Raw genomic sequence first — 25,374 nt, 5'->3', positions numbered from 1 at the left:
AGCATATCAAGCCCGCGCGGCAGTCGCGCCGGATTTGCGAGAATGGGCGCATGCCAGCCCCGTCATCAGGACTCGCGCAGGACGTCGCCCCGGCGCTCGTGATCTGCGAACACTGCGATACCGTGCATCGCCGCCGCGAGCTGGCGCGCGGCGAGGCGGCGCAGTGCGCACGCTGCGGCGCGCTGCTGGAGCGCCCGCGCGGGCTGGGCATCGATACCTTGCTGGCCCTGGTCGCCACCGCGCTGGTGGTGTTCGTGCAGGCCACCTGGTGGCCCATCGTCACCCTGGGGCTGAATGGCCAGCACGTGGCGGCCACGCTCGCGGACGTGATCCGCATGATGTGGCTGGATCACTCGCAGGTGGTGGCGGTGCTGGCGGCGGCCACGCTGTTCGTGCTGCCGCTGACGAAGATCCTGCTGCTGGGCTGGCTGCTGGTGTTTGCGCGCGATGGACGGCGCGCGCCGGGCTTCCGCGTGCTGATGGTGACGCTGCACCGCATCGGGCCATGGACGATGAGCGAGGTGTTCGTGCTGGGCGCGCTGGTGTCCATCGTCAAGGCGCATCTGTATTTCGAGGTCACCGCCGATCCCGGCATCTGGTTCTATGCGGCGCTGATGCTGCTCATCACCGTGTTCGCCGGCGTCGACCTCACCCACTTGTGGGACGAGACGCGCGAGGCGGCGGCGTGAGCCCGGCAAGCGCGAACCAGCGCTTGCCGCGCGCGCATGAGCTGGGGCTGATCGGCTGCCACGTCTGCGGCCAGGTGTGTCGCGAACTGGCCGTGGACGATGGCGGGGACATGGCCTGCCCGCGCTGCGGCTCGGCGCTGCACCGGCGCAAGCTGGCCAGCTACGCGCGCACCTGGGCGCTGCTGATCGCCGCCTTCTGCATGTACATCCCGGCCAACGTGCTGCCGATCATGCGCACGGCGAGCCTGGGCGACATCGACGACAACACCATCATCAGCGGCGTGGTGGAGCTGTGGGTGAAGGGCTCGCCCGGCCTCGCGGTGGTGGTGTTCACCGCCTCCATCGTGGTGCCAATGCTGAAGTTCTTCGCGCTGGGCACGCTGCTGGTCACGAGCCAGCGCGGCAGCAACTGGGCGCGCAAGCAGCGCGCGCAGCTGTACCGACTGGTGGAGCTGATCGGCTACTGGTCGATGCTGGACGTGTTCGTGGTGGCGCTGCTCACCGCGCTGGTACGCTTCGGCCTGTTCAGCCTGGTGGAGCCGCTGCCGGGCGTGGTGTTTTTCGGCCTGACCGTGGTGCTCACCATGCTGGCCTCGATGTGCTTCGATCCCCGCCTGATCTGGGACGGCAAGGAAGATTCCGATGACTGACGACAAGAGTGCCGCACTGCCCAGCGCGGTGCTGCGGCAACGCCACCGCAGCGTGGCGCTGATCTGGCTGGTGCCCGTGTTCGCCGCGCTGGTGGGCGTGGCGCTGGTGGTGCAGAACTGGCTGCAGGCCGGGCCGCAGGTCACCCTGGCTTTCCAGAGCGCGCAGGGCCTCAGCGCCGGCAAGACCCCGGTGAAATACAAGGACGTGGTGATCGGCAAGGTGGAGAAGATCCGTCTGAGCACCGACCGCAGCCACGTGCTGGTGACGGTGGCGCTGGAGAAGAGTGCCCAGGGTTTTGCCACCGAAGGTACCCGCTACTGGGTGGTGCGCCCGCGCATCGGCCTGGGCGGCATCTCCGGCGTGGACACGCTGCTTTCCGGCGCCTACATCGGCGCGGACACCAGCGACTCCAGCCAGCCGCAGGACGCGTTCACCGGGCTGGAAACCCCGCCCGCGGTCACCCACGGCGAGCCAGGCAAGAGCTACGTGCTGCACGCCGCCGACCTGGGCTCGCTGGACATCGGCTCGCCGGTGTACTTCCACCGCCTGCAGGTGGGGCGCGTGGTGTCCTACAAGCTCGACGACGACGGCAAGGGCGTGACCTTCGCCGTGTTCGTCGATGCGCCCAACGACCGCTACGTGAATGCCAGCACGCGCTTCTGGAACGCCAGCGGCGTGAACGTTTCGCTGGGCGCCAACGGGCTCAAGCTCAACACCCAGTCGCTGGCCACCGTGCTGGCCGGCGGCGTGGCCTTCCAGGATCCGGGCGGCCCGCACGACACCACACCCGTGCCCGACAAGACCGGCTACACCCTGTTCGCCGACGAAACCAGCGCGATGGCGCCGCCGGACGGCGCGCCGCAGTACATCCGCATGCGCTTCAACCAGTCGCTGCGCGGGCTGGCCGTGGGCGCGCCGGTGGAGTTCCTCGGCATGAACTTCGGCAAGGTGGTGTCGATCCGCATGGACTACGACGCCAGCACCGGCCGCTTTCCGGTCGTGGTGGGCGCGGTGGTGTATCCGCAGCGATTGGGCCAGGCCTACGAAAAACTGGCGGCGCAGGCGAAGCAGCACGGCGACGATGCCCACCTCTCGCACATGGTGGGCACGCTCGTCGAGCACGGCCTGCGCGCGCAGGCGCGCACCGGCAACCTGCTCACCGGCCAGCTCTACATCGCGCTGGATTTCGTGCCGCATGCGGCCAAGGTCAGCTTCGACCCGGCCCAGCGCCCGCTGCAGATCCCCACCGCGCCCGGCAGCTTCGACAAGCTGCAGGAGCAGATGGCCGACATCGTGGACAAGCTCGACAAAGTGCCGTTCGACCAGATCGGCAAGCACCTCAACGACACGTTGGCCAGCCTCGACACCACGCTCAAGCAGATGAACGGCAAGACGCTGCCCGCGCTCGACGACACCATGCACGCTGCGCGCAAAACGCTGGGCAGCGCCGATGCCACGCTCTCGCCCGATGCGCCGCTGCAGCAGAACCTCGGCCAGACCCTGCAGGAATTGCAGCGCTCGCTGCGTTCGCTGCGCGTGCTCACCGACGAACTCGGCGTGCATCCGGAATCGCTGCTGCGCGGCCGCCCGGCCGATCCCAAGCCGGCCGGCAAAGCCGCGCCCCAGCCCCACAGGAGTCAGCCATGAATCCCCGGACGCTCGCCTGCGCCGCCGCGCTGGCGCTGGCCGGCTGCGCCTCGGCGCCGCCGCGCTACTACACCCTGGTGGCGCCGCCGCGCGCGGCCGCGCCGACGGCCAGCCCCGCGCCCTATCCCTTCGAACTGTTGCCGGTGACCGTGCCGGCCCAGGTCGACGTGCCGCAGTTGGTGGTGCGCGAAGGCGGGCAGGGCATGCAGCCGCTCAGCGGCCAGCGCTGGATCGCGCCGCTGGGCGATGAAATCCGCGCCGCGCTGGCCGCCGACCTCGGCCGCGCGCTGGGCGTGGCCGATCTCTCCGGCTTGCCCGGCAACGGCCAGCCGCGCTTGCGCATCAAGCTCGACGTACGCCGCTTCGACTCCGTGCCCGGCCAGCAGACGTTGCTCGACGCGGCCTGGAGCCTGCGCCTCATCGGCGGCGCGGGTGGACAGGATGCGCTGACCTGCAGCAGCCGCATCGGCGAGCCGGTCGCGCCCGGCTACGACGCCCTGGTGGCTGGCCATCAGCAGGCGCTGGGCAAACTCGCCGCCGACATTGCCACCACCGCGCGGGCTTACGAGGCCGGCCAGCGGCCCGGGTGTCCTTAGACGGCTGGCGTGGGCGTCGGCAACACCGAATCGCGCGAGTCGGCGGCGTTCCCGCATCCCGTCCCGCATCCCGTTGCTGCTAATCTGACCCGTTCTTCCGGCGCCTCGCCCGCGTCCCTGCATTCCAGCGATCACGAACCATGCAAGACACCCAAAGCAAACCCGAGTCCGACTACCAGCCGCAGGCGGTGGAAGCCGCCGCGCAGGCCTACTGGCGCGACCAGCGCGCCTTCGAGGTGAAGGAAGACCCGTCGCGGCCCAAGTTCTTCTGCCTCTCCATGCTGCCGTACCCGTCCGGCGCGCTGCACATGGGCCACGTGCGCAACTACACCATCGGCGACGTCATCAGCCGCTACCAGCGCATGCAGGGCAAAAACGTGCTGCAGCCGATGGGCTGGGACGCCTTCGGCCTGCCCGCCGAGAACGCCGCGATCAAGCACAAGACTGCGCCGGCCAAGTGGACCTACGCCAACATCGAGCACATGCGCGGCCAGCTGCAGTCGCTGGGTTACGCGATCGACTGGAGCCGCGAGTTCGCCACCTGCCGCCCCGAGTACTACCGCTGGGAACAGCTGATGTTCACCCGGCTGCTGAAGCAGGGCATGGCCTACCGCAAGAACTCGGTGGTGAACTGGGATCCCATCGACCAGACCGTGCTCGCCAACGAGCAGGTGGTCGACGGCCGTGGCTGGCGCTCCGGCGCCGTGGTGGAGAAGCGCGAGATCCCGCAGTGGTTCCTGCGCATCACCGACTATGCACAGGAACTGCTCGACGGCCTGGACACGCTGCCCGGCTGGCCCGACGCGGTGAAGACCATGCAGCGCAACTGGCTGGGCCGCAGCGAGGGCCTGGAGATCCACTTCGCGGTGGAAGGCGAGGCCGCGCCGCTGACCGTGTTCACCACCCGCCCCGACACGCTGATGGGCGTCACCTTCGTCTCCATCGCGGGCGAGCATCCGCTGGCACTCAAGGCCGCGGCGAACCATCCGCAGCTCGCCGCCTTCCTCGACGAGCTCAAGCACGGCGGCGTTTCCGAGGCCGAGCTGGAGACGCAGGAAAAGCGCGGCATGGCCACCGGCCTGTTCGCGATCCATCCCGTCACCGGCGACAAGGTACCGGTGTGGGTCGCCAACTTCGTGCTGATGGGCTACGGCACCGGCGCGGTGATGGCGGTGCCCGGCCACGACGAGCGCGATTTCGAGTTCGCCCACAAGTACGGTCTGCCGATCAAGCAGGTGATCGCCGCCGGCGAGGAGGCCTACGACCCGGCCAAGTGGCAGGAGTGGTACGGCGACAAGACGCGCGCCGACATGCGCGTGATCCACTCCGGCGAGCTGGACGGCAAGAACTACCGCGAGGCCTTCGACCATCTCGCCGCCAGGCTCGAAGCCGACGGCAAGGGCCAGCGCCGCGTGAACTGGCGCCTGCGCGACTGGGGCGTTTCCCGCCAGCGCTACTGGGGCTGCCCGATCCCGGTGATCTATTGCGCCAAGTGCGAGGCGGTGCCGGTGCCGGAAGACCAGCTGCCGGTGGTGCTGCCCGAGGACGTGGCGTTCTCGGGCGTGCAGTCGCCGATCAAGGCCGACCCGGAGTGGCGCAAGACCACCTGCCCGCAGTGCGGCGGCCCGGCCGAGCGCGAAACCGACACCTTCGACACCTTCATGGAGTCGAGCTGGTACTACGCGCGCTACACCAGCCCCGGCGCGCAGGCGCAGATCGACGAGCGCGCGAACTACTGGCTGCCGGTCGATCAGTACATCGGCGGCATCGAACACGCGATCATGCACCTGCTGTACTTCCGCTTCTATCACAAGCTGCTGCGCGACGCCGGCATGGTGCATTCGGACGAGCCGGCGCAGAACCTCTTGTGCCAGGGCATGGTGATCGCCGAGACGTTCTACCGCGAGAACGCCGATGGCTCGAAGGACTGGATCAATCCCGCCGACGTGGAGATCCAGCGCGACGACAAGGCGCGTGTGATCGGTGCGCTGCTCAAGGCCGACGGTCAGCCGGTGCGGATCGGCGGCATCGAGAAGATGTCCAAATCCAAGAACAACGGCGTCGACCCGCAGGCGATGGTGGGCAAGTACGGCGCCGACACCGTGCGCCTGTTCTCCATGTTCGCCGCGCCGCCGGAGCAATCGCTGGAGTGGAACGAGGCGGGTGTGGAAGGTATGGCGCGCTTCCTGCGCCGTTTCTGGCGTGAGGTCACCACGCACGCCGCGCAGCCCGACCACCCGGTGGTGGACGTCGCCGCGCTCGACGCCGGCCAGAAGGCGCTGCGCCGCCAGCTGCATGAAACCATCCAGAAGGTGACGGACGACTTCGGCCGCCGCCACTCCTTCAACACCGCCATCGCCGCGCTGATGGAGCTGCTCAACGCGGTGAACAAGTTCGCCGACATGGGCGAGCAGGGCCGCGCGGTGCGCCACGAGGCGCTGGAAACCATGGTGCTGCTGCTGAACCCGGTGGTGCCGCACGTCGCGCACCACCTGTGGCAGGTGCTGGGCCACGCCGAGGCGGTGCTGGAAGACCAGCCCTGGCCGGCGGTGGACGAGAGCGCGCTGGTGCGCGACTCGCTCACGCTCGCGGTGCAGGTCAACGGCAAGCTGCGCGGTACCATCGAGGTACCCTCCGGCGCCAGCAAGGAAGCCACCGAAGCGCAGGCGCTGGCGCAGCCGCAGGTGGCCGCCTTCCTCGCCAACCTCAGCGTGCGCAAGGTGATCGTGGTGCCCGGCAAGATCGTCAACATCGTCGCAGGATGAATCGCATGAAACGCATGCTCCGCCTCGCGTCCCTGCTTGCTGGCGTGCTCGCGCTCGCCGGCTGTGGCTTCCATTTGCGCAAGAGCGCCGCACTGCCGCCGGCGATGGGGCATGTCCACCTGGCCATGAACAGTGGCGACCTCGAACGCGGGCTGGCCCGTGCGCTGGTCAGCGCCGGCGTCACCGTCGAGGACGCCGCCGGCCCCGGCGTGGCCGAACTGCGCGTGCCGGTGGCCGGCTTCGACACCCAGTCGCTAACCCAGGGCGGCTACGCGCGCATCACCGAGTACGCGGTGCACTACCGCGTGGAGTTCGACGCGGTCGATGCCGATGGCAAGGCCCTGCTGCCGCGCCAGCGCATCGACATGCAGCGCGAATACAGCTACGACGCCACCGACAGCACGGGCAATGGCGCGCAGGTTGCGCAGATCGAGCACAGCCTGGTCGACGACATGGTGCAAGCCATCCTGTTCCGCCTGCAGGCCGCCGGCCATCACGCGCCAGCGGCTGCCGCCACGCACTGACATGCCGCTCTCGCCCGCCCAATGGTCGAAGGCGCTGACCGGTGACCGCCTCGCGTCGGTCTACCTGCTCGCGGGTGAGGAACTGCTGGTGCTGGAGGCCGCCGACGCGCTGCGTGCGCAGGCGAAAAAACTCGGCTACGCCGAGCGCGAGGTGCTCGAAGTCGAGCAGCGCTTCGACTGGGACGACCTCGCCCGCGCCGCCGCCGGCATGTCGCTGTTCGCCACGCGCCGATTGATCGACCTGCGCCTGCCCACCGGCCGCCCCGGCGTGGAAGGCGCCAAGGCCATCAACGAGTTCTGCGCCAACCCGCCGCCCGATGTCACCCTGCTCATCACCGCGATGGAGTGGAGCAGCAAGCACGATGGCGCCTGGAGCAAGAAGCTCGACGCCGCCGGCACCATGGTGGTGTTCAACGCGCCGCGGCCCAACGAATGGGCGGCCTGGATCGGTGCGCGGCTCGCCTCGCGCGGCCTGTCCGCCACACCTGACGCTGCGGCACTGCTGGCCGAGCGCGTGGAAGGCAACCTGCTGGCCGCCGCGCAGGAGGTCGACAAACTCGTGGTGCTGCGCGCCGGCGACAGTCGCCGCATCGACGCCGCAGCGATGGAAAGCCTGGTCGCCGACAGCGCCCGCTACGACGTGTTCAAGCTCACCGACGCCGCACTGGCGGGCGAGGGCGCCCGCGCGCTGCGCATCCTCACCGGCCTGCGCAGCGAGGGCGACGAGCTGATCGCCCTGATGGGCTGGCTGGTGAACCAACTGCAACTCGCGCTGCGCCTCGCCAACGCGCCCGACCTCGCCGCGCAGGCTCGGGCCGAACGCCTGTGGCCCGCGCGCGAGCAGCTGTTCCGCAAGGCACTGCGCCGCGCCCCGCGCGAACACTGGCTGGCCTGCCTCGCCCGCGCTTCGCGCATCGACCGCATCGCCAAGGGGCGCGAAAGCGGCGACGCCTGGCGCGAAGCCGAACGCCTGATCGCCGCCCTCGCCGAGCCGCGCGCCGCGCGGGCATTGGCATGAGCCTCACCCCTCCGCTTCAACTCCCTCTCCCCCCTCGGGAGGAGAGGGTTGGGGTGAGGGGGAGGCTCTCGCTTGGTGGCGTACAAACCGCCACCCACCAAGCCTGATCCCATGCGTCCGCTCGCCCTCTTCGGCGGTACCTTCGACCCCATCCATATCGGCCACCTCACCGTGGCGTGGGAAGCGGCCGAACTGCTAGCCGCCGAAGTGCGCCTGCTGCCGGCGAACGTGCCGCCGCATCGTGCATCGCCCATGGCCACGCCCGCCGAGCGCGTGGCGATGCTGCGCGCCGCACTGGCCGGCCAGTCGCGCCTGACCCTCGATGCGCGCGAGCTGGAACGCAGCGGCCCGTCCTACACCATCGACACCCTGCGCGAGCTGCGCGCGGAACAGGGCGAGCGCCCGCTGGTGCTGCTGCTGGGCGCCGACGCCTTCGCCGGCTTGCCGACGTGGAATCGCTGGCGCGAGCTGTTCGACTTCGCGCATATCGGCGTGCTGAGTCGGCCCGGCGTGGAAGCCGCGCGTTCCGCCGAGCTGGCCGAGGAAGTCGCCGCACGCCGCGTCGACGACGTGGCGGCGCTGCGCACGCAGCCCTGCGGCAAGCTGATCGAACTCGCGGTGACCCCGCTGGAAATCTCCGCCACCCGCATTCGCGAACTGCTCGTTGCAGGACGTGACCCGCGCTATTTGTTGCCGGCGGGGTTGTTCGATGATCCGGTGCTACTGGCGCCTTATCGTCGCTGAAGCGGTTTTGCTGGATTCAAGGCGGTTTCGTCCGCCTGCCGACGCACGAAACTGCTTTGTCGCTGGCGAAAAACGCCCTCTCCCCAACCCCTCTCCCGCAAGCGGGCGAGGGGAGAAGTTTCCCCTTCACCCCGCCCGCGCCACGAACCGCAATGCCACCGAATTCATGCAATAGCGCAGCCCCGTCGGCGGCGGGCCGTCGTTGAACACGTGGCCGAGGTGGCTGTGGCAGCCGGCGCAACTGATCGCGATGCGCTCCATGCCGAACTGCTCGTCGCGGGTTTCGATCACGTTGCGTTTCGCGATGGGGCGCCAGAAGCTGGGCCAGCCGGTGCCGGAGTCGAATTCGGTGGCGGCGTCGTAGAGCGCGGTGGCGCAGGCGATGCAGCGGAACAGGCCAGGGTGCGCAGGGCGCTCGTGCGGGCCGCTGAAGGCATGCTCGGTGCCGTCGCGGCGCATCACGTCGAAGGCGAGTGGGGACAGCCGGGCGCGCCATTGCGCATCGCTGAGCACCAGCCGATGCACCTTGCAGGCGCCGAGATCGCGGCCGTCGTCGGCAAAGCATTCCAGCAGCACGCCGCCGGGCGGGGTATGCACCAGCGCCGGTACGCCACCTTCGACGCCGGCGGCGAGCAGGCGGGGCAGGGCGAAGCTGCCGCCGATCGCGAGCAGGGCGCCGCCGCTCAGTGCGGTGCGCAGGAAACGGCGGCGATCCATCGCGAGGGATTCGTCGATGCGGGACATGGCGGCCTCCGAGTTGCATTCGATGTGTGCGATGGGCTTTCGCAGGAGCGGCCTCGGCCGCGATGCTTTGCCTTGGTCGTTCGATGGAGCGCATCGCGACCGGGGCCGCTCCTACGGGTGCCTCGTCTCAGCCGAAGGTGAACGCATACGCGCGCACGCCGGGATCGTCGAAGGTGATGGTGAACGTGCGTGTGCCGTCGCCATGGGCTTGACGCACCAGTTGATACAGGCGCTGCGCGGTGACGGTGCCGTTGCCTTGCGCGTCGATATCCGTGCCGTGGTCGATGCCGGGGGCGTGGCCATCCAGCGTGACGTGGAAGCGCACTGGTTTGCCGTCCTTGCCCGGCCCCAGCACCAGGTGCAGGTCGCGGCCACGGAAGTGGTAGCTGATGCTGCCGCTGCCGGCATCCAGCGTGGCGTCCATCGCATGCACGTTCCAGCGACCAGCCAGTGACCACTGGTTGGCGGCGAGCTGGGCGGGCGCGCGGTAGTCGAAGGCATCGTCGTGCGCCACGCGGTTGTTGGCGAAGCCTTCGGCGCGCGCATAACCCACGTAGGTTTCCGGCGAGCGCAGCATGCTGTCGGAGGCGGCCGCCTGCGCGCCGGTGGCACCGGGCTGCACGTAGCCGCCGGGCAGGTTCGTCTGGCCGGCTTCGGCGAGCAACTGGCGGATCACGTCTTCGTCCTCGGCATAGCCGCCTTCGCCGAAGCTGTGGTGGCGGATGCGGCCGCGCGCGTCGATGAAGTATTCCGCCGGCCAGTATTCGTTGTTGAAGCCTTGCCAGATCGCGTAGTCGGAATCCAGCGCCACCGGGTAGGTCACGCCGAGGCGCTGCACCGCCGCGGCCACGTTGGAGCGATCTTTTTCGAAGGCGAACTCGGGTGCGTGCACGCCGATGATGACCAGACCGTGATCCTTGTATTTGGCGTTCCACCCTTCGACGTAGGGCAGCGAGCGCAGGCAGTTGATGCAGGAATAGGTCCAGAAATCCACCAGCACCACCTTGCCGCGCAGTTTTTCGCGGGTGAGCGGCGGGCTGTTGAGCCAGCCGGTGGCGCCAGTCAGCGACGGCAGACGGCCTTCCACCGGCAGCGCCTCGCCGGGCGCAGGCGCGGGCGCGGCCATCGCGGCGGGCATCGGACGCACGGCGTCGATCAGCTTCTGCTCGATGCCGTTGCTGCCGGCCAGCGAGACGCGGGTGAGCACACCGGTGTCCACGCCCGAGGCAATCGCGGCCACGCCCATCAGCACCAGCACACCGAGTGCGCGGCGCACCCATTGGCCGGCGCCCAGCGAGCGCTTCATCACGGCGAACACCTTGCCGCCCACCGCCAGCGCCAATCCCAGCGAAGTAGCCGCGCCCAGCGCGTAGGTCAGCAGCAGCAAGGTGGTGGTGACGCTGGCGCCCTTGAGCGCGGCGCCGGTCAAGAGCAGACCCAGGATCGGCCCCGCGCACGGCGCCCACAACAGGCCGGTGGCGATGCCGAGGCCTGCCGCGCCCCAGATCGAGTCGCCGTCACTCTCGGTGCGCCGCGACAGCCGGTTGCCCAGCGCGACGAACGGCCGCGTCAGCCATTCGGCGACGTGGCTGGAGAGCAGGGTGAGGCCGAGCAGGGCCAGCACCACCAGGGCCACGGCGCGGCCATACTGGTTCGCGTGCACTGCCCAGCCGCCGCCCACCGCCGCCAGCGTGGCGACCAGGGCGAAGGTGGCCGCCATGCCGGCCAGCATCGGCAAGCCGCTCTTGAGGAAGGGCCGGTCGGCGCGGGCGAACACGAAGGGCAGCACCGGCAGGATGCAAGGGCTGAGGATGGTGAGCACGCCGCCGAGGTAGGCAAGGATCAGCAGGAGCATGACGGATCGTCCGGTGGGAGGGTGCTGGTGATTCGCCGGCAGGGCGCCGGCGGTTACCTCCACTGCTACGAAGTAACCCGCGCGGCGGATGCAGCGAATCATCGGACAAGACCCCGGCATGGAGCGCATGCCCTTGACCGCTGACGTCGGCGTGGTACTAGATGGCGGCTTCATCCCGCTGCTGGATCGTTGCCGCCCCGTGCCCGTCGAACCCGCCACCGCCAGCGAAGCCGCCGAGCGCCAGCGCGCCGCGTGGATGGCTGCCGCGCAGGCCGGCGACCGCCACGCCTACGAGCGCGTGCTGGCCGATTCGCTGGTGCTGATCCGCGCGGTGGCGCGCCGCCAGGGCGTGGGCACGGACACGCTGGACGACGTGGTGCAGGAAACGCTCATCACCGTGCACCGCGTGCGCCACACCTACGACCCGGCGCGCTCCTACGACGCCTGGCTGGGTGCCATCGCCGCGCGCCGCGCCATCGACGCGCTGCGCAGCCACGGCCGGCGCGGTCGCCGCGAGCTGCATGACGAGTTCGCGCTGGAGCAGCATCCCGATCGCGACGACGCCAGCATGGATGCCGAACGCCGCCAGCAGGCGCATCGCCTGCGCGAGGCCATCGCGCAACTGCCGCCCGGCCAGCGCGAGGCGGTGGAACAGCTCGGCCTGCGCGAGCAGTCGCTGGCCGAGGCGGCCGCGCAGACCGGGCGCAACACCGGCGCCTTGAAAGTGAACCTGCACCGCGCCCTGAAGGCCTTGCGCGGTCGCCTGCACGGAGACGATTGAGCCATGGCCGAGCCGCATTCCAACGACCGCCTGATTGCCGCGCTCAGCGCCGAGCTGGTGCCGGTGCGGCGCCTGCGGCCGCCGTGGCTGCGCACGCTGGGCTGGCTGGCGCTGGTGGCCGCGTTCGCCGTGGGACTGTTCGCGCACTACGGCGACGCGCCGATGCTGCGCCGCTGGGCCGGCGCGCCGGATCTGGGCTGGGCCGCGCTGGGCGCGGTGCTTACCGCGATCGCCGCGGCCTGGGCCGCGTTCACGCTGGCCGTGCCGGGACACCGCCGCGCCTGGGCCTGGCTGCCGCTGCCGCCCGCGCTGCTGTGGATGGGCGCCAGCGGCCTGGGCTGCCTGCGCACCTGGCTGGCGCCGGATACCAGCATTGCCACGCTGCACCAGTCCACCGATTGCCTGGTCTTCATCATCGGCTTCTCGATACCGCTGTCCGCGCTGATGGTGTGGCTGCTGCGTCGCGCCTGCCCGCTGCGCCCGCTGCTCACCGCGATGCTGGTGGGCCTGGCCAGCGCGGCCGCCTCGGCCAGCCTGCTGGAGATCTGCCACGCCTTCGACGCTGCCGCCACCGACCTGCTCACGCATGCGCTGGCGGTAGGCCTCGTGGTGATCGCGAACGCGGCGATGGGTGGGCGGCTGCTGGCGCCGAAGTAACCTTCCGGGCACCGGTGGCGAAGGGCAAGGTGGAGGCGGCGCGACTGCTTCCATCCCTTACCTCACGCAAGGATTTCCCATGAACGCACGCACCCTCGCCGCCCTCGCGCTGTCCGCCGCCGTCGGCGCCTTCGCCTTTGCTCCCATTCACGCGCAGGACGCCGTGCCCGCGTCTTCCAGCACCGCCATGTCGCACGATGCCATGCCGTCCAGGGACGCCATGCACAGTGACGCCATGAAGATGAAACCGGACGCGATGAAGCACGACGCGATGACGTCCAGGACCATGCATCACGACGGCATGATGAAGCAGGACGGCGCGATGAAGATGAAGAAAGACGACGCGATGAAAATGCGGAAGGATGACGCGATGAAGCCAGCTGCCGGTGACGCGATGAGCAGCGGCGGCTGATGCCGCGGCGGCATGGCGGATGCCGGCGCGTCCGCCGTGCCGTGTTTCATCCAGCGTGAACACGGCGGGCCGATAATGGCGCAGTCTCCCGCCACGGACGCCGCGCATGTCCTCCTTCGCACAACGGCTGGGCATCGATGGCCCGCTGATCCAGGCGCCGATGGCTGGCGCCACCACGCCGGAGCTGGTCGCCGCGGTATCGAACGCCGGTGGCCTGGGCTCGCTGGGCGCGGGCTACGCCGAACCGCAGGCCGTACTCGACCAGGCCGCGCGCATTCGCGCGCTCACCGACCGGCCGTTCGCGCTGAACCTGTTCGTGCTGCCCGACGAAATCGTGCCCGACATGGCCGCCGTGGAACGGGCGCGGGCACGGCTCGATGCGTTGATGGAGCGTGAGGGGCTGGCCGTGCGCACCAGCCTGCCGGCGCACTGGGCAGCGCGCTTCTCCGAGCAATTCGCCGCGCTGTGCGAGGCGCGGCCCGCCGTGGCCAGCTTCGCGTTCGGCCTGCTCACGAGCGCGCAGATGCAGGAGCTCAAGCGCCGCGACATCGTGGTGATCGGCACCGCCACCACAGCAGCGGAGGCGCGTGCCTGGGCCGAGCGCGGCGCCGACGCGGTATGCGTGCAGGGTGCCGAGGCAGGCGGGCATCGCGGCGGTTTCCTGCATGCGGGCGAGACGCCGCTGATCGGCCTGTTCGCACTGATCCCGCTGGCGGTGGCGGCCTGCGGCGGCGTGCCGGTGATCGCCGCGGGCGGCATCATGGACGGCGCCGGCATGCTCGCCGTCGAGGTGCTGGGCGCGGCGGCCAGCCAGCTTGGCACGGCCTTCCTCGCCTGCCCGGAATCCTCCGCGGCCGAGGCGTGGAAGCGCGACCTGGCGAACGCGGAGGAGCACCGCGTGGCCACCATCGGCAGCTTCTCCGGCCGCGCCGCGCGCGGCCTGCGCAACCGCTACGTGGAGGCGATGGAAGGCGCGCTGGACGAACTTCCCGCCTACCCCGTGCTCAACGCGCTCACCGCGCCGCTGCGGCGCGCGGCCGCCGCGGCCGGTCGCGCGGATCTTGTTTCCGAGTGGTGCGGCCAGGCGGCGGCGCGGGTGCGTCCGCAGCCTGCCGCCGAGCTGGTGGTACGGCTGATGCACGAATACCGGCTGGCGCGGCGGGCGCTGGCACATTGAACCGGATGCCTGTCGCGAACGACGAGATGTCGCGGCGCGACGGTGCACCCATCCAACGGACGCAAGGGAGGTGGCCATGACCAGGTTGAGCGAACGTTTCACCGGCGCGGTAGATCACGCGCGCATCGCGCACGCCGCACAGACCCGCAAGGGTTCCGATATTCCGTACCTGTACCACCTGCTGGGCGTGGCCAGCCTGGTGCTGGAATACGGCGGCGACGAGGAGCAGGCCATCGCGGCGCTGCTGCACGATACGGTGGAAGACTGCGGTGAGGCCCACGTCGAACTGATCCGCAAGGATTTCGGCGAGCGGGTGCTGGCCATCGTGCTGGGCTGCACCGACGGCAGTGCCGAGGGCAAGGCCGTGCATGTCGATGCCGCGGCGAAGCGACGCGACTGGCTGCTGCGCAAGCAGGGTTATCTCACGCATCTGGCCGATGCGCCCGACGAGGTACTGCTGGTTTCGGGCTGCGACAAGCTGCACAACGCGCGCGCCATCGTGGGCGACCTGGAGAACCCGGCCGTGGGCACCGCGGTGTTCGAGCGCTTCACCGGCCGTCGCGACGGCACCCTGGTGTATTACCGGCTGCTGGCCGACCTGTTCAGCCAGCGTGGCCTGCCGATGGCGGCGGCGCTGGAGGCCGCGGTGGCGCGCATGTACCGGCTGGCCGGCGAGCCGCCGCTGGGCGAACAGGTGCTCGCCGGGCTGACGCAGGCGGCTTGACCTTGGCCCGCGCGACGGGCGTTATACTGCCGCCGCGCCGCCCCGGCGCGTGATCCCGCATCGAGGCTTCCCCATCTTGAGCACTAGCCGCAAGACCAAAACCGATTCCACGGCCGAACTGCGCAAGGCCGTCGTCGCCGCGCTGGACGAGCTGAAGGCCAAGGACGTCCGCGAGATCGACGTGCGCGGCAAAACCTCCATCGCCGACCTGCTGGTGATCGCCTCCGGCACGTCGGCGCGCCACGTCAAATCCATTGCCGACGAAGTGGTGAAGTTCGCCAAGCGGGCGGGCGTGATGCCGCTGGGCGTGGAAGGCGAGCAGGAAGCCGAATGGGTGCTGGTGGACCTGGGCGACGTGATCGTCCACGTGATGCTGCCGCGCATCCGCGAGTTTTACGGCCTGGAGCGCTTGTGGTCGGTGGGCGACCGCGAACAGGACAGCGACGCCGCGAGCGTCGGGTGAGCGCAGGCTGTCCCCCCTCCCCCCGGCGGGGAGAGGGCTGGGGTGAGGGGACACTCTCGCGGGAAGCCGACAACGAAGCGGGGCATCGCTTTGCCGTAGCTCACCGCAAGCCCCGCCCCCTCACCTCAATCCTCTCCCCGGAGGGGAGAGGAGGCAAAGGCGGGCGCTACGCGCCGGCTTTTACTCTTTCCCCACAGCGATGATGCGCACGCGCATCATCGCTGTAGGCGAGCGCATGCCGGCCTGGGTGGCCGAAGGCTTCGCCGAGTACCGCAAACGCCTCTCGCACGAACTGCCGCTGGAACTGGTCGAACTGAAACCCGGCGCGCGCGGCAAGGGCCGCGACGACGCCAAGGCCATCCATGACGAAGGCGAGGCCATCCTCGCCGCGCTGCCGCGCGACACCCACGTGGTCGCGCTGGACGGTCGCGGCAAGACCTGGTCCAGCGAGGAGCTGGCCGAACAGCTGAAAACGTGGCGCATGGCGGGCCGCGACCTGGCCTTCCTGATCGGCGGCCCCGATGGCCATGCGCCCGCGGTGCTGGCGCGCGCCGACCAGCGCTGGTCGCTGGGTTCGCTTACCCTGCCGCACATGCTGGTGCGGCTGGTGCTGGCCGAACAGCTCTACCGCGCCACGACCATCGTGGCGGGGCATCCCTATCATCGCGCTTGAGCGGAAGGTGGCGAACATGCGTATCGACCTGGCCACGTTGCACGACCTCGATGCGCTGGTGCCGCTGTTCGACGGCTACCGCCAGTTCTACGGCAAGCCATCCGATGCAGCGGGTGCGCGCGACTTCCTCACCGCGCGGCTGCGTCTCAACGAATCGATGATCCTGCTGGCGCGCGACGAGCGTGGCGCGGCGCTGGGCTTCACCCAGCTCTATCCACTGTTTTCCTCGGTGCGCATGGTGCGCACCTGGCTGCTCAACGACTTGTTCGTGGCGCCCGCCGCGCGGCGGCAGGGCGCGGCGAAAGCCTTGCTCGAAGCGGCGGCGGTGCATGCCAAGAAGCTGGGCGCGGCCAGCCTGTCGCTCTCCACCGCGCACGACAACCTGCCGGCGCAGGCCTTGTACGAAGCACTGGGCTGGCAGCGCGACATGCAGTTCCGCGAATACAGCCTCACGCTTTGAAGGATCGCCGCATGCTCCATCTCGCCTCGCAATCGCCGCGCCGCCGCGAGCTGTTGACCCAGCTCGGTGTGGCGTTCCGCGTGGTGGACGTGGACGTTCCCGAGCTGCGCGGCGCGCAGGAGTCGCCGCGCGACTACGTGAGCCGCGTCGCCCGCGACAAGGCTCGCGCCGGGCTGGCCGCGCTCGCGGGCGATGCCGGTGCCGTGGTGCTGGGGGCGGACACCGAGGTGGTGCTGGACGACGCGGTGTTCGGCAAGCCGCGTGACGTGCTCGACGCGGCGGCGATGCTGCGCCGGCTTTCTGGCCGTGTGCACGCGGTGATCTCGGCCGTGTGGCTGGTCGATGCGCGGGGCGAGCGCGGCGCCTGCTGCGTGTCGCGGGTGCGCTTCGCCACGCTGGACGAGGCCGCCATCGCGGCCTACGTGGCCACCGGCGAATCCTTCGGCAAGGCTGGCGCGTATGCCATCCAAGGGCGCGGCGCGACCCTGGTCGAACATCTGGAAGGCAGCTACTCGGGCGTGATGGGCCTGCCACTGTTCGAGACGGCGCGCTTGCTGCGCGAGGCGGCGATCTATCCGGTGTGATGCAGCGAGGCGAACATCGCCAGCATCGCCACGAGGTTGTTGCAGCCGTGGGCGATCACCGATGGCCATAGCGAGCGCGAACGCAGGCGCAACCAGGCCAGCACCAGGCCCAGCAACACGAGGTTGGGCACGGCGTACCACAGCCAGCGCAGGTCGGGCAGGTGCACTAGGGCGAACAGCGCGGCGCTCGCCAGCGCGGCCCAGAAAGCGCGCATATGGCGCAACAGCGCCGACAGCAGCACGCCGCGAAACAGCAGTTCCTCCACCAGCGGGCCCATGCTCGCCACCGTGAGCGTGAGCGCGATGCGCAGGCCCAGGCTGGCCTGGCCGCCGAGCTGCTTCACGTCCTGCGGCACGGCGTGGTTCCGGGCCAGCAGGCTGGTGAGCCAGCCGCCGAGATAAGGCATGGCCAAGCCAAGCAGCACGGCCGCCGCGACGTAGCGCGACATGGGCGCGACGAAACCTAGCCCCGGCGGGTGTGCCTGCGACCATGCGCGGGGCCAGCAGGCATGCGTCAGCCACAGCATGATGAGGCCGGCGCCCAGCAGGGTGACGATCACCGTGACGCCGGTGGCGTCGGGCCGCGCCATCAGGGCTGTTACGTCGACGGGGCCGCGCACGAGACGCAGGGCCAGGCCAAGCAGGAGCGCCGCGGCGAAACCCACGACCGCTTGCAGCACGAAATACAGCAGGATCAACCCCAGCGCGGGGCGGACGGCGGGGATTGACGGGTACGACAGGTCATCCGGCCAACGGGGCATGCGCGCGCTCGGGTGGAAAGGGCGGGACACGGCGCCACGCTCTGCCGTGCCAACTTAGCCGCATGGGTCGCCCCGGCGCAATGCGCCATCGGTCAGGGCCAGGAGCGTGGGCGTCGCCGGGCGCCAGGGGGACTGCGCGGCCGCCGCAGCCGCGCGATTTTTTACCGGCTCCCGGTATCAGGCAAGCCAGAATGCGCGGCCCACGCCGAACGCGGCCAGCGCGAGCTGCACCGCCCAGGCCAGCATGCCCAGCGCGAAACCGCCTTCGCGCTTGCTGGCCTCCTTGAGATAGGCCAGCGCGTACCAGACGCGGCCGGCCACCCACACCAGCCCGGCGATGCCGGCCCAGGCGCCGAGGCCATAGTGCGCGGCCAGCCACAGCAGGGGCAGGAACATCACGCTGGCTTCCAGCGTGTTCATCTGCACGCGGAAGGCGCGCTCGAACACCGGATGGCCGCTGGTGGCCGGCGCCTTGATGTCGTACTTGCCGCGTGCCATGCCGACGGCGCTGGCGGTGCCGAACATCAACAGCACGGTGAGCAGGGTGACCAGGGCGGGGAGTTGCTCAAGCATGGCGCGGCTCGCGGTCGGGAAAGCGCCACTGTAGCGGCTACGGGGGCGTTGCGGCAGGCTTTACAATGCGCAGGCCGCGCGCCAGGGGGTGCGCTTTCGCCGGCGTGCATGATCCATCCCTGCCTCACCTGCGGCGCCTGTTGCGCCCATTTCCGCGTCGCCTTCCACTGGTCGGAAACCGATCCCGCGCTGGGCGGCACGGTGCCGGCCGAGCTGACCGAAAGGCTCGATGCGCACCGTGTGGTGATGCGTGGCACGTATGCACCGCCGCTGCGCTGCGTGGCCCTGGTGGGCGAGATCGGCAAGGCTGTGCACTGCGACATTCACCCGGGCAGGCCGTCGGTGTGCCGTGAGGTGGAGCCATCCTGGGAGTCCGGCCAACACAGCCTGCAATGCGACAAGAGCCGCAACGCCCACGGGTTGCCTCCGCTTACGCCGGCCGTGTGGGAGGCCTTCCGTGCGGCGCCGGCAGCCGGGCAGGCGATAACCGATACGGCCGTGCCGGGCTCCGTCGACGCCGTGGATGTTCATGGTGGAACCTGATTGGCGACGCAGCTCCGCTGAAAAACCGTTCGTGCTGGGCGTCGCTTGCGATGGCAGGCACAGTCGAAGCGCCTGCGCTCCTTGGGGTTACCCGATCGACGCGTCGATGGCCTGCGCCGCCGCGTCCGCCGCGCTGCCGGCGAGGTCGGCGCGCAAGGCCTGGTGCAGGTGCTCGAAGGCGGCCACGATGGCACCGCGGCGCGGGCTGTCGTTGAACAGCGCAAGCACGGCGTCGGCGAGCTTCGCGGCGGTGCAGTCCTCCTGCATCAGCTCGGGCACCAGCACGGCGCGCTCGCCCAGACCGCAGGCGCGGGCGAGGATGTTGGGCAGCGCGTAGACGTCGGTCTTGAGCAGGCGCAGCAGCTTGGCGATGCGGTAGCTCAGCGGCGAGACGCGGTAGCCCACCACCATCGGGCGCTTGGCCAGCATGGCCTCCAGCGTGGCGGTGCCGGAGGCCAGCAGCACCACGTCGGCGGCCTGCATGGCCTGGTGGGCCTGGCCGTCGAGCAGCAGGGGCGGCGCCACGTCGATCGGGAAGCGCGCCAGCAGCTGGCGCAGCGGCGCCTGCATGGCGGCGTGGGCGGCGGGCACCACCACGCGCAGGCCGGGGATGGCGCTGGCCACGCGCGCGGCGGCGTCGAGGAAGGGTTCGCCCAGCCGCGCCAGCTCGCTGCCGCGGCTGCCCGGCAACACGGCCAGCACGGGCGCATCCTGCGGCAACTGCAGTGCCGCGCGCGCGGCTTCGCGGTCGGACACCAGGGGAAAACGATCGGCCAGTGGATGGCCGACGAAGCAGGCGTCTACGCCGTGCCTTGCATAGATGGCCGGCTCCATCGGAAACAGGCACAGCACGCGATCCGCCGCGCGGCCAATCTTCTCCACGCGATTCTCGCGCCAGGCCCAGATCGAGGGGCTGACGTAGTGCACGGTACGCAGGCCGGCTTGCTTGAGCTTGCGCTCCACGCCGAGATTGAAGTCCGGCGCGTCGATGCCGATGGTGACGGCGGGCTGTTCGGCGAGCAGGCGCGCCACCAGCGCCTTGCGCAGCCGCAGCAGGCGCGGCAGGTGCGACAACACCTCGGCCAGACCGAACAGCGACAACTCGTGGATGTCGTGCCAGCTCTCGAAACCCAGCGCCTGCATGCGTCGGCCGCCGATGCCGACGAAGCGGGCGGCGGGGTGGCGCGCGCGCAGCGCCTCGATCAGGTCGGCGCCGAGCTGGTCGCCGGATTCCTCGCCGGCGAGGAGGGCGATGAGGGGCTGGGACGCGGGACGCGGAACTCGGGACTCGGGGGGCGCTGGGGCGTGGCTCATGTGCACGAGTGTAATGCCCCGCCAGGGAGCCACGGAGCGCGATGTTTTTCCGAATTCCGGGTCCCGGTTTCTAAAGAGCCAGCGCCGTTACCTATGGCCAGATAAGCGGTGCGCTTATCTGGCGAGCACCCGCTCGCTGCGCTCCAGGAAGGCCAGCATTTCGCGCACGTCGGTGCTGTCCTTGGCCAGCTCGGCGAGCTTCTCGCGGGCTTCGGCCAGCGGCAGGCCTGCCATGTAGAGGGTGCGGTAGGCGCGTTTGATGGCGGCGATGCGCTCGCCGTCGAAGCCGCGGCGTTTCAGGCCTTCGCTGTTGATCCCGCGCGGGCGGCCGGTCTGCTCGTTGGCCATCATCAGGAACGGCGGCACGTCGGCGCCGACCAGGCAGCCCATGGCGATGAAGGCGTGCGCGCCGACCTTGCAGAACTGGTGCACGCCGGCGTAGCCGGAGACGATCACCCAGTCGCCGATCTCCACGTGCCCGGCCAGCGCCGAGTAGTTGGAGAACACGGTGTGGTTGCCGATCTGGCAGTCGTGCGCGACGTGCACGTAGGCCAGCAGCCAGTTGTCGTCGCCGATGCGGGTGCGGCCGCCGCCGTCGCCGGTGCCGCGGTTGATGGTGACGAATTCGCGGATCAGGTTGCGGTCGCCGATCACCAGCTCGGTGCGCTCGCCCTGCCATTTCTTGTCCTGCGGGTCTCCGCCCAACGAGGAGAACTGCGCGATGGTGTTGTCGCGCCCGATGCGGGTGGGCCCTTCGATCACCACGTGCGGACCGACCCGGGTGCCCTCGCCGATCTCCACCTCGGCACCGATCACGCTGTAGGCACCGACGCTGACGTTGGCGCCGAGTTTGGCCGACGGGTCGATCTGCGCGGTGGGGTGGATCATTTGTCGGTCCTCGCCGCGCACATCAGCTCGCAGCTGGCCACTTCCTTGCCGTCCACCAGGGTGCGCGCGGCGAACAGGCCCATGCCGCGCATCACGCGTTTCACCGATACCTCCAGGTGCAGCTGGTCGCCCGGCACCACCGGTGCGGAGAAGCGGGCGTTGTCCACCTTCACCAGGTAGAACAGCGGACTGCCGGCGTCGCCGTGGCTCTTGCGGCTGAGCTGGGTGAGCAGGCCGGCGGCCTGCGCCATCGCCTCGATGATGAGCACGCCCGGCATCACCGGGTGGGCGGGGAAGTGGCCGTTGAAGAACGGCTCGTTGATGGTGACGTTCTTGATCGCCACCACGCGCTGGTCGGGCTCCAGCTCGATCACGCGGTCGACCAGCAGGAAGGGGTAGCGGTGCGGCAGCAGTTGCCGGATTTCCTCCGCGGTCACGGGCAGGGTCACGGTCGCAGCATGGTCACTCATCGTTGTTTTCCTTCTCCAGCGCCGCCAGGCGGCGCGCGAAATCGTCCAGGTGCTTGAAACGGGCGGCGCTCTTGCGCCACGCACGGTTGTCCATCAGCGGCGTGCCGGAGGAATACTCGCCGGCCTCGCGGATCGAATGGGTCACCAGGCTCTTGGCGGTAATGGTAACCCGGTCGGCCACTTCCAGATGGCCGAGCACGCCGGCGTTGCCGCCGATCATGCACCAGCGGCCAATCTTCGCGCTGCCGGCCACGGCGGCGCAGCCGGCCATGGCGGTGTGCGCGCCGATGTGCACGTTGTGGGCGATCTGGATCTGGTTGTCCAGCCGGACGTCCTCTTCCAGCACGGTGTCGTCCAGCGCGCCGCGGTCGATGGTGGTGTTGGCGCCGATCTCGCAATCGTCGCCGATGCGCACGCCGCCGAGCTGGGGGATCTTCACCCAGTGGTCGCGCTCGAAGGCGAGGCCGAAGCCATCCGAGCCGATCACCGCGCCAGGTTGCACCAGCACGCGCTGAGCCAGCGTCACGCGCGCGACCAGGGTGACGCGCGCCACCAGGCGCGACTGTGCACCCACGGTGCAGTCCTCGCCCACGATGCAGTGCGGGCCGAGCACGGCACCGTCCTCGATCACCGCGCCAGCCTCGATCACGCAACACGGGCCGATGCTGGCGCTGGCGCTGACCTGCGCGCTGGCGTGCACCACCGCGCTGGGGTGGATGCCGGCGGCGGCGGCCGGCCGGCGCTCGAACAGGACGGCGATCCTGGCGTAGCTCACATAGGGATCGGCGGCGACGAGGGCATCCACCGGGCAGGCGGCGAGGTTTTCCTCGCGCAGCACCACCACGCCGGCACGGGTAGCGGCCAGTTGCGCGGTGTACTTGCCGTTGGAGAGAAAGCTCAATTCGTCCCCGCCGGCATGCGCCAGCGTGGCGATGCCGTGGATGCGGCGGCTGCCGTCGCCGACGAGGCGCAGGCCGAAGCGTTCGGCCAGTTCGGCTAGGGTGTGGCTGGTTGGCTGGCGCAAGGGCGGCTCCTTGGCGAAGACGTCATTGTATCGGGCGGGTATCTGAACGCGAAAAGCGCGGCGAACCGCGCTTTTCGCTGCTGCTGTGTGATTCCGGTCGAACCTTCAGAAAGTGGAGCCGAAGGTGAACTGGATGCGCTCCTCGTAATGGCCGTCGCCGGTCTGGGTGCGGATCGGCAGCGCGAAATTGATGATCATCGGGCCGATCGGCGCCTGCCAGTGCAGCGACAGGCCGGTGGACGCGCGCAACGTGCTGGCATCGAAGCTGCGCCAGTCCTTGTAGGCGTTGCCGACGTCGACGAACCACGACACGCGCGCGGTATTGACGTCCTTGAGGAACGGCAGCGGCAGGTACAGCTCGGCGGTGCCCAGCATCTTGAGCGCGCCGCCGACGGGCTGGGCGTAGTAGTAGTAGCTGCCGTTGCAGTTGCCGGTGGTGCTGGGCTGGCTCACGCCCGAGCAGATGCGCGGGCCCAGCGTGTTGTCCTGGAAGCCGCGCACGTCGGTCACGCCGCCGGAATAGAAGTTGTTCCAGAACGGGAAATCATTGCGCATGTCGGTGAGGACGTGACCGGAGTCGGCGGCGACGCTGGCTTGCTGCAAGGCGGTCAGGGCGCTGTCGCTGATGCCGTTCTGGCCGTAGGTCTTGCCGTAGCCGACCAGGCCGTTCAAGTACAGCACGAAGCCGTGGCCGATCGGCCAGTAGTGGTTGGCCTGGGCGGTGAGCTTCCAGTACTTCACGGTGGAGCCGGGCAGCGCCACTTCCGAGTTCAGCGACATCATGCCGCCGCGGGTGGGCGCCCAGTAGCCGTTGCGGGTGTCCATGCTCCAGCCCAGCGTGCCGATGGCGGAGTGGACGGTGTAGTGGCCGATTTCGTTCTGGTAGTCGATCAGTTGCTGCGGCGTGTAGCCGGGGATGGAATTGACCTTGTTGCTGGACAGGCCGATGCCGGCGCGCAGGCTCTGGAAGTCGGTGATGGGGAAGCCGAGGTAAGTGGAGAAGGCGCGCTGGCTGGTGGAGTAGTTGGCGAACTGGCTGTTGTCGACGTTGCCGAAATCGGTCTTGGAGTAGGTGGCGTTGTAGCCGATGCCCACGCCATTGTCGGTGAGGTAGGGGTTGTAGTAGTTGAGGCTGTAATTGGTCTGGTAGGTGCTGCGCGAGCCACTGACCGACACGCTGTCGCCGGTGCCGAACAGGTTGCGCTCGGAGACCGAGGCGGACAGGATCAGGCCGGCGTACTGCGAATAGCCGACGCCGAACTGCAGGCTGCCGGCGGACTGTTCCTCGACCTTGATGGTGACGTCGACCTGATCGTCCGTGCCGGGCACCTTCTTCTTGTCGATGTCCACTTTCTTGAAGAAGCCGAGCTGTTGCAGGCGGATCTTGGAGCGGTCCAGCGCGGCCTGCGAATACCAGGAGCCCTCGAACTGGCGCATCTCGCGGCGCAGCACGTTGTCCTCGGTGAGCGTGTTGCCCTGGAAGACCACCCGGCGCACGTACACGCGCTGGCCCGGCTCGATGTAGAGCGTGAGGTCGACGGTGCGCTTGTCCTTGTCGAGCTTGGGATAGGGCGTGACCTTGGCGTAGGCGTAGCCGATGTTGGCCAGCAGCGCCTTGATCGCCTTGGTGCTGTTCTCGATGGCGGCGCGGTTGAACACCTCGCCGGGCTTGACGAACACCAGCTGGCGCAGCGTGGACTCGGGCAGCACCAGGGTGCCGAGCAGCTTCACGTCGGCGATCTTGTAGATCTCGCCTTCCTTGACGTCGGCGGCGATGTACATGGCCTGCTTGTCGGGCGAGATCGTCACCTGGGTGGAGTCGATGCCGAAGTCGGCGTAGCCGCGATCCATGTAATGGGATTGCAGCTTCTCCATGTCGCCCTTCAGCTTTTCCTGCGAGTACTGGTCGTTCTTGGAGTACCAGGACATCCAGTTGGGCGTGCCCAGCTCGAAGTTGTCGCGGATCTGCTTGTCGGTGAAGGCATGGTTGCCGACGATGTTGATTTCCTGGATCTTCGCCACCTGGCCTTCGCGGATCTCGATGTCCAGCGCCACCCGGTTGCGTTCCAGACGCACCACGTGCGGGATCACCGAGACGCTGTACTTGCCGCGGTTGTAATACTGGTGGATCAGTTCCTGTTTGACGTTGTCCAGCGCCAGCGGATCGAAGGTTTCGCCCTCGGCCAGACCGATCGACTTCAGACCCTTCTTGAGGTCGTCGGTCTTGATATCCTTGTTACCGCGAATGGCGAGCTTGGCGATGGAGGGGCGCTCCACCACCTTGACGATCAGGATGTTGCCCTCGCGCGATATCTCCACGTCGCTGAAGAACTTGGTCTGGTACAGCGCGCGGATCGCCCGCGCGGCGGCGGCATCGGTCATGCGGTCGCCGCGACTGACCGGCAGGTAGTTGAATACCGTGCCCTGGGAAATGCGCGAGAGCCCGTCGATGCGGATGTCCGAGATCGTGAACGGATCGAAGGCGAACGCATTGGCGGAGAGGGAGGCAAGCAGGATCAGGGCGGCGATACGCTTCATCGTCGATTCCGGTGGAGGGTGTCGATCAGGCCGCCGGCCCGATCATGGCTCGCGCCGGGGCAGTGCCCCAGCGCGGGAAATGGTCGGCACCCACGAAGG

General features: G+C 69.3%; 27 protein-coding genes. 18 read left to right on the top strand and 9 right to left on the bottom strand.

Annotated features, from left to right (window positions below; translation table 11 throughout):
• The first annotated feature begins 50 nt into the window (after nt 1-50).
• The 8 genes from AC3WQA_RS04405 (at nt 51) to nadD (ending at nt 8,634) form a co-directional block, all read left to right on the top strand.
• Nucleotides 51-689 (top strand): paraquat-inducible protein A, encoded by a 639-nt coding sequence (locus tag AC3WQA_RS04405; protein WP_492673873.1) that lies wholly within the window; start codon nt 51-53, stop codon nt 687-689.
• Nucleotides 686-1,339 carry a paraquat-inducible protein A gene (locus AC3WQA_RS04400; protein ID WP_492673872.1) on the top strand — a complete coding sequence of 218 codons (654 nt, stop codon included), beginning with the start codon at nt 686-688 and terminating at the stop codon, nt 1,337-1,339. The genes AC3WQA_RS04405 and AC3WQA_RS04400 overlap by 4 nt, the downstream gene beginning before the upstream one ends.
• Nucleotides 1,332-2,987, top strand: coding sequence for a PqiB family protein (locus tag AC3WQA_RS04395; protein ID WP_492673871.1), 1,656 nt, complete (start codon nt 1,332-1,334; stop codon nt 2,985-2,987). Before AC3WQA_RS04400 ends, AC3WQA_RS04395 begins: the two co-directional genes overlap by 8 nt.
• On the top strand, nt 2,984-3,583 hold the full coding sequence (locus tag AC3WQA_RS04390) for a PqiC family protein (RefSeq protein ID WP_492673870.1): 600 nt from the start codon (nt 2,984-2,986) through the stop codon (nt 3,581-3,583). The genes AC3WQA_RS04395 and AC3WQA_RS04390 overlap by 4 nt, the downstream gene beginning before the upstream one ends.
• Before the next feature lie 140 nt (nt 3,584-3,723).
• On the top strand, nt 3,724-6,348 hold the full coding sequence (gene leuS / locus AC3WQA_RS04385; protein ID WP_492673869.1) for a leucine--tRNA ligase: 2,625 nt from the start codon (nt 3,724-3,726) through the stop codon (nt 6,346-6,348).
• A 5-nt stretch (nt 6,349-6,353) separates the two neighbouring features.
• Nucleotides 6,354-6,872 carry an LPS-assembly lipoprotein LptE gene (locus AC3WQA_RS04380; RefSeq protein ID WP_492673868.1) on the top strand — a complete coding sequence of 173 codons (519 nt, stop codon included), beginning with the start codon at nt 6,354-6,356 and terminating at the stop codon, nt 6,870-6,872.
• Between the two features lies 1 nt (nt 6,873).
• Nucleotides 6,874-7,890, top strand: a complete 1,017-nt coding sequence (holA, locus tag AC3WQA_RS04375; RefSeq protein WP_492673867.1) for a DNA polymerase III subunit delta — start codon at nt 6,874-6,876, stop codon at nt 7,888-7,890.
• A gap of 111 nt (nt 7,891-8,001) precedes the next feature.
• Nucleotides 8,002-8,634 carry a nicotinate-nucleotide adenylyltransferase gene (gene nadD, locus AC3WQA_RS04370; protein WP_492673866.1) on the top strand — a complete coding sequence of 211 codons (633 nt, stop codon included), beginning with the start codon at nt 8,002-8,004 and terminating at the stop codon, nt 8,632-8,634.
• A gap of 126 nt (nt 8,635-8,760) precedes the next feature.
• Here the strand turns inward: nadD and msrB are convergent, their stop codons facing one another.
• Nucleotides 8,761-9,378: a peptide-methionine (R)-S-oxide reductase MsrB gene (gene msrB / locus AC3WQA_RS04365; protein ID WP_492673865.1), complete on the bottom strand. Its 618-nt coding sequence runs from the start codon at nt 9,376-9,378 to the stop codon at nt 8,761-8,763.
• A gap of 127 nt (nt 9,379-9,505) precedes the next feature.
• The gene (locus AC3WQA_RS04360; RefSeq protein ID WP_492673864.1) at nt 9,506-11,233 is read right to left on the bottom strand and encodes a cytochrome c biogenesis protein DipZ; all 1,728 of its coding nucleotides are present in this window, start codon (nt 11,231-11,233) and stop codon (nt 9,506-9,508) included.
• Nucleotides 11,234-11,489: 256 nt separating this feature from the next.
• Here AC3WQA_RS04360 and AC3WQA_RS04355 point away from each other — a divergent pair, with 256 nt between their 5' ends.
• From AC3WQA_RS04355 to AC3WQA_RS04315, 9 genes are all read left to right on the top strand, one after another.
• A complete protein-coding gene (locus AC3WQA_RS04355; protein ID WP_492676315.1) occupies nt 11,490-12,014 on the top strand; it encodes an RNA polymerase sigma factor in 525 nt (174 codons plus the stop codon).
• Between the two features lie 3 nt (nt 12,015-12,017).
• Nucleotides 12,018-12,671, top strand: coding sequence for an NrsF family protein (locus AC3WQA_RS04350; protein WP_492673863.1), 654 nt, complete (start codon nt 12,018-12,020; stop codon nt 12,669-12,671).
• A gap of 79 nt (nt 12,672-12,750) precedes the next feature.
• Nucleotides 12,751-13,083, top strand: a complete 333-nt coding sequence (locus AC3WQA_RS04345) for a pentapeptide MXKDX repeat protein (protein ID WP_492673862.1) — start codon at nt 12,751-12,753, stop codon at nt 13,081-13,083.
• 106 nt (nt 13,084-13,189) lie between these two features.
• Entirely contained in the window at nt 13,190-14,260 is a 1,071-nt protein-coding gene (locus tag AC3WQA_RS04340) for an NAD(P)H-dependent flavin oxidoreductase (protein WP_492673861.1), read from the top strand.
• A gap of 76 nt (nt 14,261-14,336) precedes the next feature.
• Complete coding sequence (locus AC3WQA_RS04335) at nt 14,337-14,984, top strand: HD domain-containing protein (protein ID WP_492673860.1); 648 nt, start codon at nt 14,337-14,339, stop codon at nt 14,982-14,984.
• Nucleotides 14,985-15,060: 76 nt separating this feature from the next.
• Nucleotides 15,061-15,447: a ribosome silencing factor gene (gene rsfS, locus AC3WQA_RS04330; protein WP_492673859.1), complete on the top strand. Its 387-nt coding sequence runs from the start codon at nt 15,061-15,063 to the stop codon at nt 15,445-15,447.
• A gap of 202 nt (nt 15,448-15,649) precedes the next feature.
• On the top strand, nt 15,650-16,120 hold the full coding sequence (gene rlmH / locus AC3WQA_RS04325) for a 23S rRNA (pseudouridine(1915)-N(3))-methyltransferase RlmH (RefSeq protein WP_492673858.1): 471 nt from the start codon (nt 15,650-15,652) through the stop codon (nt 16,118-16,120).
• Between the two features lie 16 nt (nt 16,121-16,136).
• Complete coding sequence (locus AC3WQA_RS04320; RefSeq protein WP_492673857.1) at nt 16,137-16,580, top strand: GNAT family N-acetyltransferase; 444 nt, start codon at nt 16,137-16,139, stop codon at nt 16,578-16,580.
• Nucleotides 16,581-16,591: 11 nt separating this feature from the next.
• A complete protein-coding gene (locus AC3WQA_RS04315) occupies nt 16,592-17,164 on the top strand; it encodes a Maf family protein (RefSeq protein ID WP_492673856.1) in 573 nt (190 codons plus the stop codon).
• On the opposite strand, the gene AC3WQA_RS04310 is transcribed toward AC3WQA_RS04315, so the two are convergent.
• Together AC3WQA_RS04310 and AC3WQA_RS04305 are read right to left on the bottom strand one after the other, a co-directional pair.
• Complete coding sequence (locus AC3WQA_RS04310) at nt 17,152-17,925, bottom strand: CPBP family intramembrane glutamic endopeptidase (RefSeq protein WP_492673855.1); 774 nt, start codon at nt 17,923-17,925, stop codon at nt 17,152-17,154. The genes AC3WQA_RS04315 and AC3WQA_RS04310 overlap by 13 nt on opposite strands.
• Before the next feature lie 177 nt (nt 17,926-18,102).
• On the bottom strand, nt 18,103-18,498 hold the full coding sequence (locus tag AC3WQA_RS04305; RefSeq protein WP_492673854.1) for an MAPEG family protein: 396 nt from the start codon (nt 18,496-18,498) through the stop codon (nt 18,103-18,105).
• A 108-nt stretch (nt 18,499-18,606) separates the two neighbouring features.
• Between AC3WQA_RS04305 and AC3WQA_RS04300 the strand changes: the two genes are divergently transcribed.
• Entirely contained in the window at nt 18,607-19,041 is a 435-nt protein-coding gene (locus tag AC3WQA_RS04300) for a YkgJ family cysteine cluster protein (RefSeq protein ID WP_492673853.1), read from the top strand.
• 87 nt (nt 19,042-19,128) lie between these two features.
• Here the strand turns inward: AC3WQA_RS04300 and lpxB are convergent, their stop codons facing one another.
• The 5 genes from lpxB to bamA form a co-directional block, all read right to left on the bottom strand.
• Nucleotides 19,129-20,355 carry a lipid-A-disaccharide synthase gene (gene lpxB, locus AC3WQA_RS04295; protein ID WP_492673852.1) on the bottom strand — a complete coding sequence of 409 codons (1,227 nt, stop codon included), beginning with the start codon at nt 20,353-20,355 and terminating at the stop codon, nt 19,129-19,131.
• 114 nt (nt 20,356-20,469) lie between these two features.
• Nucleotides 20,470-21,243 carry an acyl-ACP--UDP-N-acetylglucosamine O-acyltransferase gene (gene lpxA / locus AC3WQA_RS04290; protein WP_492673851.1) on the bottom strand — a complete coding sequence of 258 codons (774 nt, stop codon included), beginning with the start codon at nt 21,241-21,243 and terminating at the stop codon, nt 20,470-20,472.
• Nucleotides 21,240-21,713 carry a 3-hydroxyacyl-ACP dehydratase FabZ gene (gene fabZ / locus AC3WQA_RS04285; protein ID WP_492673850.1) on the bottom strand — a complete coding sequence of 158 codons (474 nt, stop codon included), beginning with the start codon at nt 21,711-21,713 and terminating at the stop codon, nt 21,240-21,242. Before fabZ ends, lpxA begins: the two co-directional genes overlap by 4 nt.
• Complete coding sequence (gene lpxD / locus AC3WQA_RS04280) at nt 21,706-22,737, bottom strand: UDP-3-O-(3-hydroxymyristoyl)glucosamine N-acyltransferase (protein WP_492673849.1); 1,032 nt, start codon at nt 22,735-22,737, stop codon at nt 21,706-21,708. Before lpxD ends, fabZ begins: the two co-directional genes overlap by 8 nt.
• Before the next feature lie 105 nt (nt 22,738-22,842).
• A complete protein-coding gene (gene bamA / locus AC3WQA_RS04275) occupies nt 22,843-25,275 on the bottom strand; it encodes an outer membrane protein assembly factor BamA (protein ID WP_492673848.1) in 2,433 nt (810 codons plus the stop codon).
• Between the last annotated feature and the right edge of the window lie 99 nt (nt 25,276-25,374).

It is taken from the genome of Rhodanobacter sp. FW106-PBR-R2A-2-24, from assembly GCF_058789615.1.
This window is presented reverse-complemented; position numbering and strand designations above follow the sequence as displayed.

What these genes read in the sequence shown, in the direction of transcription:
- AC3WQA_RS04405 (WP_492673873.1), top strand. Translation starts at nt 51, where the DNA reads ATGCCAGCCCCGTCATCAGGACTCGCGCAGGACGTCGCCCCGGCGCTC.
- AC3WQA_RS04395 (WP_492673871.1), top strand. Translation starts at nt 1,332, where the DNA reads ATGACTGACGACAAGAGTGCCGCACTGCCCAGCGCGGTGCTGCGGCAA.
- AC3WQA_RS04390 (WP_492673870.1), top strand. Translation starts at nt 2,984, where the DNA reads ATGAATCCCCGGACGCTCGCCTGCGCCGCCGCGCTGGCGCTGGCCGGC.
- leuS (WP_492673869.1), top strand. Translation starts at nt 3,724, where the DNA reads ATGCAAGACACCCAAAGCAAACCCGAGTCCGACTACCAGCCGCAGGCG.
- AC3WQA_RS04380 (WP_492673868.1), top strand. Translation starts at nt 6,354, where the DNA reads ATGAAACGCATGCTCCGCCTCGCGTCCCTGCTTGCTGGCGTGCTCGCG.
- holA (WP_492673867.1), top strand. Translation starts at nt 6,874, where the DNA reads ATGCCGCTCTCGCCCGCCCAATGGTCGAAGGCGCTGACCGGTGACCGC.
- nadD (WP_492673866.1), top strand. Translation starts at nt 8,002, where the DNA reads ATGCGTCCGCTCGCCCTCTTCGGCGGTACCTTCGACCCCATCCATATC.
- msrB (WP_492673865.1), bottom strand. Translation starts at nt 9,378, where the DNA reads ATGTCCCGCATCGACGAATCCCTCGCGATGGATCGCCGCCGTTTCCTG.
- AC3WQA_RS04360 (WP_492673864.1), bottom strand. Translation starts at nt 11,233, where the DNA reads ATGCTCCTGCTGATCCTTGCCTACCTCGGCGGCGTGCTCACCATCCTC.
- AC3WQA_RS04355 (WP_492676315.1), top strand. Translation starts at nt 11,490, where the DNA reads ATGGCTGCCGCGCAGGCCGGCGACCGCCACGCCTACGAGCGCGTGCTG.
- AC3WQA_RS04350 (WP_492673863.1), top strand. Translation starts at nt 12,018, where the DNA reads ATGGCCGAGCCGCATTCCAACGACCGCCTGATTGCCGCGCTCAGCGCC.
- AC3WQA_RS04345 (WP_492673862.1), top strand. Translation starts at nt 12,751, where the DNA reads ATGAACGCACGCACCCTCGCCGCCCTCGCGCTGTCCGCCGCCGTCGGC.
- AC3WQA_RS04340 (WP_492673861.1), top strand. Translation starts at nt 13,190, where the DNA reads ATGTCCTCCTTCGCACAACGGCTGGGCATCGATGGCCCGCTGATCCAG.
- AC3WQA_RS04335 (WP_492673860.1), top strand. Translation starts at nt 14,337, where the DNA reads ATGACCAGGTTGAGCGAACGTTTCACCGGCGCGGTAGATCACGCGCGC.
- rlmH (WP_492673858.1), top strand. Translation starts at nt 15,650, where the DNA reads ATGCGCACGCGCATCATCGCTGTAGGCGAGCGCATGCCGGCCTGGGTG.
- AC3WQA_RS04320 (WP_492673857.1), top strand. Translation starts at nt 16,137, where the DNA reads ATGCGTATCGACCTGGCCACGTTGCACGACCTCGATGCGCTGGTGCCG.
- AC3WQA_RS04315 (WP_492673856.1), top strand. Translation starts at nt 16,592, where the DNA reads ATGCTCCATCTCGCCTCGCAATCGCCGCGCCGCCGCGAGCTGTTGACC.
- AC3WQA_RS04310 (WP_492673855.1), bottom strand. Translation starts at nt 17,925, where the DNA reads ATGCCCCGTTGGCCGGATGACCTGTCGTACCCGTCAATCCCCGCCGTC.
- AC3WQA_RS04305 (WP_492673854.1), bottom strand. Translation starts at nt 18,498, where the DNA reads ATGCTTGAGCAACTCCCCGCCCTGGTCACCCTGCTCACCGTGCTGTTG.
- AC3WQA_RS04300 (WP_492673853.1), top strand. Translation starts at nt 18,607, where the DNA reads ATGATCCATCCCTGCCTCACCTGCGGCGCCTGTTGCGCCCATTTCCGC.
- lpxB (WP_492673852.1), bottom strand. Translation starts at nt 20,355, where the DNA reads ATGAGCCACGCCCCAGCGCCCCCCGAGTCCCGAGTTCCGCGTCCCGCG.
- lpxA (WP_492673851.1), bottom strand. Translation starts at nt 21,243, where the DNA reads ATGATCCACCCCACCGCGCAGATCGACCCGTCGGCCAAACTCGGCGCC.
- fabZ (WP_492673850.1), bottom strand. Translation starts at nt 21,713, where the DNA reads ATGAGTGACCATGCTGCGACCGTGACCCTGCCCGTGACCGCGGAGGAA.
- bamA (WP_492673848.1), bottom strand. Translation starts at nt 25,275, where the DNA reads ATGAAGCGTATCGCCGCCCTGATCCTGCTTGCCTCCCTCTCCGCCAAT.